Raw genomic sequence first — 13,445 nt, 5'->3', positions numbered from 1 at the left:
CAGGAGGGAAGAGGATGTCATATATGGACGAGGCTTCGATAGACGAGATTACACAAGGCTGGCTGACGCGTAACGGCATAAACTCGTGCTTGTTTTGCGGGTTTCAGACAGAAAACGGAGTGGTGTATCAGCATCAGGGTCTCTTGTTTGAAGCAGCAAAACGAATGAGCGTACACATAACGGAGGCGCATCAGTCAGCTGCCGCAGCGCTGCTCGCGATGGACCGCCGCTATACCGGCCTGACGCAGGTACAGCAGGAGGTACTCGTTCACTTGCAAGCTAGCAGCACAGACAAACAGACAGCGGCCAAGATGGGAATAGCAGAAGCGACCGTGCGCAGTCACCGCTTTAAATTGAAGGAAAAGGAAAAGCAGGCGAAGCTGTTTCTGGCACTGATGGCGCAAAAGCCGGAGCGTGAAAAGCTGGTGCCGTATCATGAGGGGGCCGTTATGAGAGACGAACGCTATGCCGTAACTGAAGCAGAAGCAGAAAAAATACTCGATACCTATTTAAAAGAAGGCAGAGAGGGGCCGCTCAGCTCATTTCCCCGTAAAGAAAAGCGGAAGCTTGTTCTTCTGCGTCACCTCGCTGAGCAATTTGAGCCTCAGCGGACGTATGAAGAGAAGGAAATAAATGAGCATTTAAAACAGAAGTATGACGATTTTGTGACGCTGCGACGCTACCTGATCGAGTACGGGTTCCTGGACCGCAGCCGTGACGGGTCCTCCTACTGGGTGAAGCACACCCGTCCGGCCCCGCAAGATTTCTGAAACCTTCTATGCGCCTGTTCGTACATCATGTATAATAAATATGGATTACAGACGGGGAGGATATGACAAATGGGTAAACGAATCATGTTATGGATCATGACGAACATCCTTGTCTTAACGACAATAATGATTGTCTGGTCGCTTATCGTTACTTTTACAGATATCGGCGGGGGCGGCTTCGATACAGGAGAAGGCGCGCTCGGAATCGATTTAGTCGCACTCGGTGTGTTTAGTATCATCGTCGGGTTTGCAGGCTCCTTTATTTCACTGGCTATGTCGCGCTGGGTAGCTAAGAAAATGATGAAGGTCGAAGTGCTCGACCCGGAAGGCAACTTGTCTGCGCGTGAGCGTGCGGTAGTCGAAAAGGTACACCGTTTCTCAAGGGCAGCAGGTTTGGCACATATGCCGGAGGTGGGGATTTACCGCTCGCCGGAAGTGAACGCCTTCGCAACCGGGCCGTCGAAGAAGCGGTCGCTCGTAGCTGTCTCTGAAGGGCTGCTTCAGAATATGGATGAAAATGCAGTAGAAGGCGTTATCGCCCACGAGGTGGCGCACGTAGCCAACGGTGATATGGTTACGATGACGCTGCTGCAGGGGGTCGTTAACACGTTCGTCGTGTTCTTCTCCCGCGTAGCTGCGATTCTTGTTTCACGGCTTGTCCGTTCGGAGCTGCAGTTTGTCGTTCGATTTGCGGCAATCATTATTTTTCAGATTCTCTTCTCCATTCTCGGAAGTCTGGTCGTTATGGCCTTTTCCCGCTACCGGGAATACCATGCGGACCGAGGCGGGGCAGATCTCGCCGGAAGAGACAAAATGGCACACGCCCTACGCTCTTTAAAAGCTTACGTGGAGCGGGCGAACGTGAAGAACGACCGCACGGACGATTCCGCCATTCAAACGATGAAAATCAGCGGGAAAGGCGGCGTCTCCAAGCTGTTCTCATCCCACCCGGATTTGGATGACCGGATTGCACGACTCGAACAACGATAACGCAAAAAAAGCTGTTCCTGCACGTTCACGTGCGGGAACAGCTTTTTTATGTATGATAAAGCATGTTCAACTGCTTTCACCAGGAAGCTCAACGCCAAGCTCCTGAAATAAGTCCCGGGCAATCCGCATGCCGGACGCTGCTTTCGGAAAACCGGCGTAAGCTGCACAGTGCAGAATAACTTCGACAATTTCCTGAGGAGAGATACCCAGGTTGATGGCAGCACGTATATGAAATGGCAGCTGCTCGAACGCTCCCTGACTGACGAGAGAAGCCATCGTCAGCATCGTGCGCTGCTTTAATTCCAGTGAACCCGTCGTGTATACAGTGCCGAACCCGAAGGAAATCATCATTTCCGTAAATTCAGGGGAGATATCCTTGTAGCTTTGAATCATGGAAATACCATGTTCATCTGTCAGCTTTTTTAATACATCAATCCCTTTTTCATATGACTCCTTATTGTTCACGTCCATCCCTCCAAATAAGAATTATCCTCTCCGCATGGTAGGCGGTATTTCATCCGGGTCTGTCATGACTTCCAAAACCGTGGTCTGTTTTAGGGGGAACAGGTTTTTCATAACTGAACGCAGGCCGTCCTCGGAATCGATTCTGTACGCGTCTGCTCCGAGTGATTCTGCAAACGAAGTGGCGTGGAGCGGTTTTTCATAGGTGGTGCCGGCAGCCCGGCCAATATTTACTTTCATACCTTTATCAACCATATCCAATGCCTGATTATTGATGACGATAAACAGCAGTGCAGCTCCTCCGGATACAGCAGTGGATACTTCAGCGCCGTGCATGAACATACAGCCGTCGCCGGTGAGGCAGACGATATCGGCATCAGGGTCAGCAAACGCTGCCCCAACAGCGTAGCCGATTCCGTGTCCCATCGCACCAAACACATCATCAAAGAAAAAGTGACCCGGCTCGCGCACGATATATCGCTGGATGGCATAAAACGTGTGGCTTCCATCATCGCCATAAATGAAGGCACGATCAGGAAGCCTCTCGTTCAGAACGTCCATGACGGAACCTGCTGAAAGCCAGCGTCCTCCTCTGCGGTCTTCCGGTTGTTGAACAGCAGGCAAATCAGCAGGTGAAGCAGGAACGGCTTCCAGACGCAAAAGCTGCTGCAGATTTAACCGGAGATCTCCGGCGATTGTGAGAGAAGGGCCCGGAAAGGACATTCCGGTGACATGCTGGCGGGCATCAAAGTGAATGATCCGCTCCGGATAATGTTCCGGCTTCCATCCGGCGACGCTCATGTCACTGAGCGATGAACCGCAGACGATAAGCAGATCCGTTCCCTGCTCGATATAAGCATGTGCCCGTTCAGTGCCGCCAAGCCCGAATGCACCGAGCGAAAGGGGATGATCATCCGGAAACGTTCCTTTCCCTCCGGGGGTTGTCATGACCGGCAGCTGATACAATTCGGCACATGCCCTAACCTCTGCATACGCGCTGCTTGTATGGACGCCTTTTCCAAGCAGAAGAACCGGACGTTTGGCGGACGCAGCTGCCGTTGGAAATTCGTTTATGCGCAAGGAATACGTAACATCAGGCTGCGGCATCGCATAGGAAAACGGCTCTGCTTCAGCCATGAGCACATCGGCTGGGATGCTGAGATGGACCGGGCCTGGGACGCCCTCTACAGCCATCTTCACAGCATGAAGCAGCATCGGGCCTACTTGATCAGCCCGCTCAACCTGCGCACTGAATTTTGTCACAGGTTTAAACAATGCTTCAGTGTCGGTGCCAAAAGCGCTCGAATCCTGTCCCTGAGGCTTGCCGGTGCTTGCTGCCGAAGGGTGGCCGGTGAAAAAAAGAACCGGGATACCAGACGCTTTTGCCTGAGCGGCGGCAGTCAGCATGTTCGTGGCACCGGGACCCGACGTGCCGACAGCTGCACCTAGCCCTCTTGCCTGCATGGCGTAACCGGCTGCTTCGTAGCCGGCGCCGCCTTCATGCCGGCTGAGTACGAACGTGATGCCGCTGTCTTCAGCAGCAAGAATGAAAGGAACGACAGGTTTTCCGGGTATACCGAATAGGTGACGAATGCCCCAGCGGTATAGCTGTTCAGCGATCAGTAAAGCCGTTCGTTTCATGAATGATGACACCTCTTCCAATAATATGTTCAGCCCGCCGTTTTTTCCTCAATACTTTTTTGCATCTCATGATAGGAGGCGGAGATCGTATCGGGAGAGACCGGCTCCATAAAATAATAGCCTTGAATATACGTACAGCCGAGGTCGCGAAGCGTTTTAAACTGGCACCACTCTTCGACTCCTTCTGCGGTTACATGGAGCTCCAGTGCTCCGGCCATCGCAATGATCGTTTTAATGAGTGCAGCGCCATTGCTCCCGGCAGCGAGATCATCAACAAAGAACTTATCGATCTTAAGCGTATCAATGCGAAACTGCTTTAAATAGAAGAGCGAGCTGTAGCCGGTTCCGAAATCGTCCATGCTGATCGACAAACCAAGGCCTTTCAGCTCTTCTAAAACGCTCGCCGCATAGTTGAAATCCATCGCCATCGATTCAGTGATTTCAAAGTCGAGATAGCGCGGATCAATCCCGGATCGGCTGATGACGTCAGCTGTGAATTCGGTGAAGTCCTGCTTTAAAAACTGCTGTGCCGAAAGATTGAGGCTGATTTTGAGCGGAGGAAGCCCTTCGCTCAGCCACTGCATATGCTGTCTGCACGCCTCCTGAATCACCCAGTCCCCGATGGGAATAATTAATCCGGTTTTTTCTGCGAGCGGAATAAAGGCAGACGGACTCAGCATCCCTCTTTCCGGATGCTGCCAGCGGATCAGTGCTTCAAAGCCGGAAATACGTCCGGTATCGGTTTCCACCAGCGGCTGGTAGAACAAACGCAGTTCATTGTTTCTAACTGCAGCCCGTAGGTCATTTTCTAAAAGCAGCTCATCGCTGGAGTTAACGTACATTTCCGGGGAGAACATACGGTAATCGTTTTTCCCCTGGGATTTAGCTTTGTACATTGCCGCATCGACGTGCACCATATAATCTTCAAGACTCGGGGGAGCCTCTTCATACACCGCCGCCCCGATGCTAGCTGTCATATAAAAGCTCCGCTCTCCAAGGTAAAAGGGCTGCTGAAACTGATCCAGCAGGTGTTTCGCAAACTGACTGACAGAAGTCTCGCTGGTTACATCGGTGAGGAGCACCATGAACTCATCGCCGCTGATCCGTGCGAGCAGTTGTGAGCTGTCAACGCACGTCTGCAGCCTCTTAGCGACGGACTGCAGCAGTTTATCGCCGTTGGAGTGGCCGAACGTATCGTTAATGTTTTTAAAGCCGTCTAAATCGATAAGAAGAAGCGCTGTACCGGCGGCCCCTTCTGCAATCAGGTTTTCCAGTTCGCTCTGAAAATAACGCCTGTTCGGGAGCGTGGTCAATTCATCGTGGTAGGCGAGATAATTATACTGCTCCTGGAGCTGGTAGCGCTCTGTAATGTCACGCAGCTGAGCAAAAGCTCCGATGATCTTCGCATTTTTCACGTCGTAAATCGGCTGGGCATCAAACAGGCAGATGTGTTCATTATTCAGATTGTTGATAAACTTCATTTCAACATCCTTAAACTGCTTTTCGTGACGCAGGACCTGATAAAAATAGTCTCCGGTGATGTCGGATTTAAAAATATCGCGTCCGATTATCTCCTCCCGTTTAAAACCGGAAAGGTTTTCGGCGAAATCGTTATATTCTGTTACGGTTCCTTCTGTATCTGTAATAATGACAGCGTTCCGGGTCCGCTGAAGCATAATTTGATTCAAAATGTTTAAACGCCGATTCTGTTTCCGTAAAAGCAGCTCTCGTTCGATCGAATCAACGACGTTCATCAGCATGTTCAGAAACAAGCTGTTTTCAAGCTGAATTCCCGTCATAATCGAAACGGTTCCAAGCAAGTTATCCAGGTCCGTGTAATGAAACGGGGCAGAATAGCAGGCCGACCCGTGCAGAAATTCGAAATAATGATCGTCGCCGATTAAAGCGACAGGATGTTCCTGCTGCAGCGCTAGTGAAATGACGTTCGTTCCAAGATCCTCCTGCGTGAAGCGGACCCCTGTTTCGATTCCGAGCTGCTGAACGGTTGAGCGGATCGTTTCGTCCCCGTCTATTTTTAAAATATATCCTCGTTCGTCCGAAATGACGATCAGTACCGGTGTTCCGGCGAGTGAATGAAGCACCTTTTTAGCAAAGAAATCGACAACTTCCAGTATCTCATTGTATTCGTCCCGCTTTCCTGCAAGCTCTTCAGCAGACATTTTTTCTTTAGGAATCCGGATCTCAGCAGGATCCATGCCGGCTTCCTCGCACATTCTGCGTGACTGCTGTACAAAATCTTCTAAAGATGCGTCCGTCATTCGTATCACCGTCCTTTGCACCCATTATACTTGTTCTTCATGAAGAACAATACTCACAACTATACATATTCATGAAGAGAGGTGAATGAACTAGTTCTTTGTACCTGTTAGTATCCAGGATTAAGACCAACAGCAAGGCTATCTGCAACAGCGGCGTTCTAGCCATCCTTTTGACAGAATGGAGGCTGCAGGCAGTCTGATTTGTGTTACGATAGGCATATCAACCTGTGAAACGGAAGGGTGAGGGTGATGATCACGCTGCATCGACTGCAAAAGGAAAACTGGACTCAGGCAGCGGCTGTTTATAAAGCCGGTATGGAGAATGGGGACGCAACGTTTGAAACAGAAGTGGCAGACTGGGAAACCTGGCATCTCAGCCACCACGCCTTTGCACGGATTGCAGCCTGCTGGAACGGTACGTTTGCCGGATGGGCTGCCCTGTCACCGGTTTCACCGCGAATGGTTTATGCTGGCGTTGCCGAAGTCAGTGTGTACGTTGATCCAGCCTTCAGCGGCAAAGGAATCGGCTCCAGTCTTCTCAAGGAAATCGAACGGGAAGGTGCTGCGAATGGAATCTGGACGCTACAGTCGGTTATTTTCTCATCCAATAAAGGAAGTCTGTATGTACATCAAAAATCAGGGTTCCGGACGGTGGGCTATCGGGAAAGAATAGCAGTAAGGGACGGCGTATGGCACGACACCGTGCTCATGGAAAAACGACTGCCCGATCAGCCAGCTCATAAGGAGGTTCACGATGAAATACAGCACAATCATGTATGATGCGTACGGCACATTGTTTGATCTTCGCTCGGTAGAAGGGGCACTGTCGGAATATTATCCACAGCAAGCGGCGTCAATTGGACAGCTGTGGCGTAAAAAACAAATTGAATACGCCTTTACCGCCCAGATGAGCGGGAGCTACCGGCCGTTTTTGATTATTACAGAAGAAGCGCTGCGGACGGCACTGCTTGCTGAAACGGGTTCCGCAGCCGCAGACGCTGTAAACCGAGGCATGCGGGCGTATGAAAAGCTTAATTTGTATGCTGAAAGTGCACCTGTCCTGCAGCAGATGAGCGGACCGCTGCATATGATTGTTTCAAACGGCTCCAGAGACATGCTTGAGCCATTAATTGAACAGTCTGCTGTCGCGTCACATATTGACCGGATCGTCAGCGTCGACGATATCAAGCAGTACAAGCCGTCATCAGCCGCCTATTATCATGCGATGCGGGAAGCAGGTGTTTCCAGGAGCAGCATTTTATTCGTATCGTCTAATACGTGGGATATCATCGGTGCCAAGACATTTGGGTTCGACACGCTCTGGATCAGCCGGGATAAAACAGCGTTTGAATCTGTGCCGGCGCAGCCGGACTATATTGCAGAAGATCTTCACTTTTTAACCGAGCTTTTCGCGGATTAAACACAGCTCGCAGCACGACTGCAAAAAAACCGTTCTGCCGGGGAAGCAGAACGGTTTTTTAGCGTGTGCAGCGAATGCGCCGGTCAGGCCGTTCTCATAATCAACGTGTTTACCTCTCGATGCAAAAGTAAAAACCTCGGTTCTAAAAGCTTCAGTTTTTCGCAAACAGTGGAAGGCAGCTGTTTACGAGCATCAGCGCAGAACTGCTATAACGAATATACATTCAGCTGCCTCAAGAAAATGATCAGCTTCTCAGCTGAAACGTTCCATTTATCTGAGGCAATTCCCGAGCCGGCCGTTTCTCAACAGTAGCAGGGGGCTTTTTCAGGCCGCAGTTGGAGCGGAAGCGCCCAGGCGCGAGTGCATGATATAGACCGCCAGCAGAGCGAAGGAGGAAATACCCCAGAAGGTCAGCAGCCCTGGGACGAAAAAGAAGAGCGTAAGCAGAGCGATTATGCCACCTGAAGCTTTTACAAACAGCATTGGCTTGCTGAATGGGACAAATAAGGCTGCCTGCAGCAGGATGCTGAAGCGTTTTTCGGCAAGCACCGCCTGTGCTGGAAAGAAAAACAGGCTCACGATCAGAAGCAGCACGGCACAGAGGATCATGCCTGTCAGCAGAACCGGCACTGCGGGACCGTTTAACTGAAACACGAGCAACGTATTCAGCGTAAGAACGGCAGCACCGACCCAGAAGAAGAGGCCGTAGAAGTTGGCCCGGCGAAAGCTGCTTCGGTACGCTGCCCAGAAAGTGGGCAGCACGTCATTCAGCGTTTCACCGGCAACGAGCCGCCTCAGGCAGTGGGAAAGCGCCGCGGATGCTGGAAATAATCCGAGCAGCACGCCGCCGGCAGCAGTGAAAATCACCCAGAGAAAGTTCAAATATGCAAGCTTCACCATCCAGTCACATGCAGCATACACCGGGTTTCCCATCCACCTGATCAGCATGGTCAATCCTCCTTGTAAAGAAAGTAATCAAAGTCGGCGGCGCGTTTCATGCCGCTGTAATCTTGACAGGCCATGCCGACGAAGGTGCCGGTAAAACGAACCTGCGCGGCTGAATCGTCCGACATGTGCGTTGTATCCAGCACTGGTCCGATCCTGGTCCATTCTGTCGTGCGCTCATCCTTGTAAAACAGCGTCATCGTATCTTTATTGATCTCAGCGCGGAGCTGAACAGCGCCAGTCTGTGCAGTGCGGATTGGTGCGAGCAGCAGTTCTTCGTAAACACCGTTTTTCGTGCGGATAATCTGCAGCACGCGGCCTTTTTCTTCATGACCAGTCAAGTGAAGGTAGACGTGATCTTCTGTGTCGTAATAAATAACCAGGCCGGCTTTATGCTGAAAATACTCCGGATCAAAGGAAACGGACGTTTCTGCCACGCACTGAAATGACGTCTGCCGGCGTGCAACGAGGCTCTGATTGTGCACCGATCCGAGTGATTCGCGGCCGTAAAGGCGGAGCCAGCCCGGATTGGCCTTAAGTGAACACCAGGATTCATCCATGGGAACGCGCAGGGAATTCCAGTGGCCGCTCAGTGCATCGGCATCAAAATCATCCTTCACGTCCTCTTTCGGATAAGGATGCAGCGGCAGATCCGGAGCGGGGGTTGCCATATCCGGGTAGCGGGTCCCGTTGGCGAGACGAAGCCAGCCGTCTTCTGTCCACTCCACTTTCTGAATAGCCGTTTCTCTGCCGAGCGTGCAGTACGCGCCGTTTAACGGACGTCCGCAGAGGTGAACGAAGTACCATTCCCCTTTCGGTGTGTCAACGAGACTGCCGTGTCCTGCTTTCTGAAGACCTGATTCCGGATTGCCCTGTGCCGTGATGAGCGGATAGTCCGGATCCGTTTCATAGGGGCCGTCAATGCTGCGGGAGCGGGCAACGGTTTCCGCGTGATCGTACTCTGTTCCACCCTCGGCGACGAGCAGGTAGTACCAGCCGTCCTTTTTATAAATATGAGGACCTTCCGTCAGCTTGATCTCTGTTCCGGTGTAAATCGTTTTAACCGGACCGACGAGTTTCTGTTCCGCTTCGGAAAACTCCTGCAGCACGATACCGGCGAACGGATTGCGTCCGGAGCGGTAGTCCCAGATCATATTCATAAACCATTTGCGCCCGTCATCGTCGTGAAAGAGGGATGGATCAAATCCGCTGCTGTTCAGGTAAACCGGCTCCGACCAGGGCCCTTCAATAGCAGGCGCGGTCACAAGATAGTTGTGTGCGTCTTTATAGGCGCCGTGCCACTGCTTCACATCTGTGTAAATTAAGTAAAACGTACCGTCGTGATAGGAAAGGTCCGGTGCCCAGACGCCGCCGGAATTCATATTTCCTTTCATGTCGAGCTGGGAACGGCGCGTCAGCGGGGAAGCTGCAAACTGCCAGTTTTGTAAATCCTTGGAGCGGTGAATTCGTACACCGGGAAACCATTCAAACGTAGACGTAGCAATATAAAACTCATCATCAACGCGTAAAATGGAAGGATCGGCGTGAAAGCCGGGAAGAATTGGATTTTGAATGGTGGACATAAACAAGCACTCCTTCAGCTAAAATAAACAGCACGTATGTAAGAGAGGAGAGAGGAGATCCCTCTCTCCATTCGGTTATCCTTTTACAGAACCGCTCGTCATCCCTTCTACAATTTTATTGCTCAAAATCAGAAACGCAATCAGAATCGGCAGCATGCTGATGACGAGTGTGGCACCGATCGCGCCCCAATCTGTTGAGTACTGGCCGATAAAGTTCTGGATACCGACGGTCAGCGTTTTCAGGCTGTCCGAGCTGATAAACGTGTTAACAAACACAAATTCGTTCCAGTTGTAAATCATATTGATGATCGCCGTTGTCGCAACGACCGGAGCCGTGATCGGCAGGATGATCCGGAAGAACATTCGGTGAATCGAGCAGCCGTCCATAATGGCTGCCTCTTCAAGCTCACGGGGTAGCGTATAGTAAAAGCCGAGCAGAATCATCATCGTCAACGGCAGGTTAAACGCGGTGTACGTTAAAATAATCGACAAATGGTGATCCATCAGGCCGATCGTATTGAAAAAGCTGAACAGTGGAATCAATGTGGAATGGACCGGAATCATCAGGCCGACCATAAACAAGCCGAGCACGAGTTTATTCAGTTTCCACTGCATTCTCGTGATCGCAAACGTAACGAGACTCGCGAGCAGCACGGTTAAAATAACAGCAGTACCAGTCACGATGACACTGTTAAAGAAGTAAAGTCCGATATTTCCGTCGGTCCAGACTCTCGCATAGTTACTCCACTGCGGATCAGCAGGGAGAGCGAACGGAGCAAGGTTAAACACTTCCTGGTTATCTTTCAGTGAAAAGAGCACGAGCCAGATCAGCGGAAGGATTTGAAGCACCGCTACAAGGCCGAGTATGACATAGAGCAGCAGCTTTCCCGGACGAATCCGCAGCGATCCGAGGCGAAGCCCTTCTGTTTTTTCAACAGCAGCAGTATTAGAAGGCATCTGCAGTTCCTCCTTTATTAATATTGAACTTCATCTTTGGAAGCCGTTGCTTTACGAATCAGATACGTCACGATCAAAATGAGCACGAGCAGGAAGAAGCCGACGGCACTGCCATAGCCGAAGTCATTGGATCGAAACGCAAGCTTATACATGTAGGAGGCCATTACTTCACTGGCTCCGTTCGGTCCGCCGTCGGTCATGACGTAAATCAGATCAAAGTATTTCAATGAACCGATCACGGCAAGCACGATGGTCACTTTAATGATGCCCGAGATGAGCGGGAGCTTGATTTTATAGGCGATCTGCAGCGGGGAAGCGCCGTCGATCTTCGCGGCCTCCTCAAGCTCCTTCGGAATGTTTTTCAGCGCTGCGTAGTAAATAATGATGTAAAAACCGGCATACTGCCAGATGATTGGAACAAAAATCGCGAACAGAACGAGACTCGTATCGGCAAGCCACATCGGTGGATTTTCAATTCCGATCGATGTTAAAAACCGGTTCATCACCCCGTTGGACGGATGATAAATACGGATCCACAGCTGGGCGATCGCGACGCTTGAGAGCAGCATCGGGATGAGAAAAATTTTACGGAACATATCGGCGCCTTTGATATTGCCTGCCAATACGAGGGAAACCGTTAAATAAAGTGCAAGGCTTCCAACTGAAAAGAGCGCGAGCAGCAGTGAATGCCAGGCACTGCGCCAGAACATCGTATCTCCGATTAAGTTTGCATAGTTTTCAAGCCCGATAAACTCCATGCCGCCAATCCCGTCCCAGTCCATCAGGCCGTAATAGCCCGTCAGCACGATCGGCACATAGATTAACGTAAGGATGAGAAGCAGGGCAGGCAGCGTGTATAGTGCGATCACGCGCTTATCCGACATGATCTGATTCATAAAGACGAACCCCTTTCGTTACGGTCAGCTGGATTAAAAACGCCCCGTAAATTCGCGGAGGAACTTACGGGGCGGACGTGCGTGTTTATTCGTCTTCCTGGAGCGCTTCCTCATGCGTCTCTGCAAATTCTTCCGGTGTTACATCCTCTCCGAAGAGGGACTGAATCATATTCAGATGTGTTTCTGCTACGCCTGAGCTCATCTGAACATCTGCAAAGAGCGTGATATCCGACGCGTTGTTCAGCTCATCCAAGACATCGATGAACAGATCCGGAAGATCCACTTCGTCTGTGTTCACCTGTGTGCCCGGAATCACGCCTGCATCTTCAACAGACTGCTTGCCCCATTCTTCTGTGAAGTGCTTAACGAATGCTTTAGCTTCGTCTTTGACATCAGAGTTTTCCGCTACGAAGAGCCCAACCCCAGGTCCGCCGACCCAGCTGTCAATATCGCCGTCGCCGCCGTCAACTTCAGGGAACTTAAAGAAGTCAATGCTGTCACGGAATTCCTGCGGTACTTCTTCATTTGTCGTGTAGTTAGGCAGATCCCATGAACCGATCAGGTACATCGCTGCGTTTCCGTTCATAAATTCTGCTTTCGCTTCCTGATCAGAGAGACCGTTGAATCCGGAGATGAAGGCATCATGGTCAACCATTTCCTGAATGCGGTCAGCTGCTTCCACAAGGCGCTCATCTGTGAAGCTTCCGCTGCGGTCAATAGCTGAGTTCAGTGCTTCTGATCCTCCGATGCGGTCAGCCAGGTACATGTACCAGAGTGAACCTGTCCAGCGGTCGCGGTTTCCGAGTGCGATCGGCGTCATGCCGCCTTCTGATAATGTATCAATCACTTCAATCAAGTCATCATATGTTTCCGGTACTTCCACGCCGTACTCGTCAAAGATTGCCTGGTTATAGAAGACAGGCGCAATGTTCAGTTCAAGCGGCAGCGCGTATGCTTCGTCATCTACGGAGTATGCTTCAATTGTTCCGGCAACGAAGTCGTCCCGCATGTTGTCTTCTTCAAGCGCATCATCAAGCGGAGCGAACAGATCACCGTTAACGTAAGGCTCAAGGAAGCCTGCCGGCCAGGTCATCCCGACGTCAGGCAGCTGGTTGGAAGAAGAGACAACCTGCAGCTTGTTTTTGTACTGCTCGTTTTCAAGAACTTCCATTTCAACTGTGACGTGCGGGTGCATCTCTTCAAACTCTTCAATGATTTCCGTTACAATCCGGTAGTGGTCAGGGGAGCTTCCCTGCGGCCAGAGGTGCATGAAGTCGAGCGTGACTTCTTCCTGCTCAGCAGCTTCGTTCGTGTCGCCGCCGTTGTTGTTTTCATCTGCGCTTGCTGCGTCTTCCGACTCATCGGCTCCGCATGCGCTCAGTGCAATCAGTCCAGCAGTGGAAAGGGCCATCAGTGATAAAAATGATTTCTTTTTCAATTTATTTCCCCCTCAGCGATTTGGTGTAAGCCAAGTATAGCAAGGATGAAAGCGCTTCATAAGG

At 51.0% G+C, this 13,445-nt stretch carries 12 protein-coding genes; 4 read left to right on the top strand and 8 right to left on the bottom strand.

Annotated features, from left to right (window positions below):
- Positions 1 to 14: 14 nt before the first annotated feature.
- Positions 15 to 770: a DUF2087 domain-containing protein gene (locus HCN83_RS09175; protein WP_168006551.1), complete on the top strand. Its 756-nt coding sequence runs from the start codon at positions 15 to 17 to the stop codon at positions 768 to 770.
- Between the two features lie 69 nt (positions 771 to 839).
- Positions 840 to 1,760 carry a protease HtpX gene (gene htpX, locus HCN83_RS09170; RefSeq protein WP_168006549.1) on the top strand — a complete coding sequence of 307 codons (921 nt, stop codon included), beginning with the start codon at positions 840 to 842 and terminating at the stop codon, positions 1,758 to 1,760.
- A 66-nt stretch (positions 1,761 to 1,826) separates the two neighbouring features.
- Here htpX and HCN83_RS09165 read toward each other — a convergent pair whose 3' ends face one another.
- Genes HCN83_RS09165 through HCN83_RS09155 form a run of 3 tightly spaced genes read right to left on the bottom strand, consistent with a single transcriptional unit; the run spans position 1,827 to position 6,142 of the window.
- Entirely contained in the window at positions 1,827 to 2,225 is a 399-nt protein-coding gene (locus HCN83_RS09165; RefSeq protein WP_343033687.1) for a carboxymuconolactone decarboxylase family protein, read from the bottom strand.
- 21 nt (positions 2,226 to 2,246) lie between these two features.
- Positions 2,247 to 3,863: a thiamine pyrophosphate-binding protein gene (locus tag HCN83_RS09160; RefSeq protein ID WP_168006545.1), complete on the bottom strand. Its 1,617-nt coding sequence runs from the start codon at positions 3,861 to 3,863 to the stop codon at positions 2,247 to 2,249.
- Positions 3,864 to 3,892: 29 nt separating this feature from the next.
- Complete coding sequence (locus tag HCN83_RS09155) at positions 3,893 to 6,142, bottom strand: putative bifunctional diguanylate cyclase/phosphodiesterase (protein WP_168006543.1); 2,250 nt, start codon at positions 6,140 to 6,142, stop codon at positions 3,893 to 3,895.
- Positions 6,143 to 6,391: 249 nt separating this feature from the next.
- Between HCN83_RS09155 and HCN83_RS09150 the strand changes: the two genes are divergently transcribed.
- Together HCN83_RS09150 and HCN83_RS09145 are read left to right on the top strand one after the other, a co-directional pair.
- Positions 6,392 to 6,922, top strand: coding sequence for a GNAT family N-acetyltransferase (locus HCN83_RS09150; protein WP_168006541.1), 531 nt, complete (start codon positions 6,392 to 6,394; stop codon positions 6,920 to 6,922).
- Positions 6,897 to 7,562, top strand: a complete 666-nt coding sequence (locus tag HCN83_RS09145) for a haloacid dehalogenase type II (protein WP_168006539.1) — start codon at positions 6,897 to 6,899, stop codon at positions 7,560 to 7,562. The genes HCN83_RS09150 and HCN83_RS09145 overlap by 26 nt, the downstream gene beginning before the upstream one ends.
- Positions 7,563 to 7,886: 324 nt before the next feature.
- On the opposite strand, the gene HCN83_RS09140 is transcribed toward HCN83_RS09145, so the two are convergent.
- The 5 genes from HCN83_RS09140 to HCN83_RS09120 form a co-directional block, all read right to left on the bottom strand.
- A complete protein-coding gene (locus tag HCN83_RS09140) occupies positions 7,887 to 8,510 on the bottom strand; it encodes a YesL family protein (RefSeq protein ID WP_168006537.1) in 624 nt (207 codons plus the stop codon).
- A 2-nt stretch (positions 8,511 to 8,512) separates the two neighbouring features.
- On the bottom strand, positions 8,513 to 10,090 hold the full coding sequence (locus HCN83_RS09135) for a glycoside hydrolase family 43 protein (protein WP_168006535.1): 1,578 nt from the start codon (positions 10,088 to 10,090) through the stop codon (positions 8,513 to 8,515).
- A 75-nt stretch (positions 10,091 to 10,165) separates the two neighbouring features.
- Positions 10,166 to 11,047: a carbohydrate ABC transporter permease gene (locus HCN83_RS09130; RefSeq protein ID WP_168006533.1), complete on the bottom strand. Its 882-nt coding sequence runs from the start codon at positions 11,045 to 11,047 to the stop codon at positions 10,166 to 10,168.
- Positions 11,048 to 11,064: 17 nt separating this feature from the next.
- Complete coding sequence (locus tag HCN83_RS09125) at positions 11,065 to 11,943, bottom strand: carbohydrate ABC transporter permease (RefSeq protein WP_168006531.1); 879 nt, start codon at positions 11,941 to 11,943, stop codon at positions 11,065 to 11,067.
- A gap of 85 nt (positions 11,944 to 12,028) precedes the next feature.
- Positions 12,029 to 13,381 carry an extracellular solute-binding protein gene (locus HCN83_RS09120; protein WP_246238169.1) on the bottom strand — a complete coding sequence of 451 codons (1,353 nt, stop codon included), beginning with the start codon at positions 13,379 to 13,381 and terminating at the stop codon, positions 12,029 to 12,031.
- Between the last annotated feature and the right edge of the window lie 64 nt (positions 13,382 to 13,445).

It is taken from the genome of Alkalicoccus luteus (genome assembly GCF_012034335.1).
GTDB lineage: Bacteria > Bacillota > Bacilli > Bacillales > Salisediminibacteriaceae > Alkalicoccus > Alkalicoccus luteus_A.
Note: the sequence above shows the minus strand (reverse complement) of the source record. Positions and strands in the feature narration are given on the sequence as shown.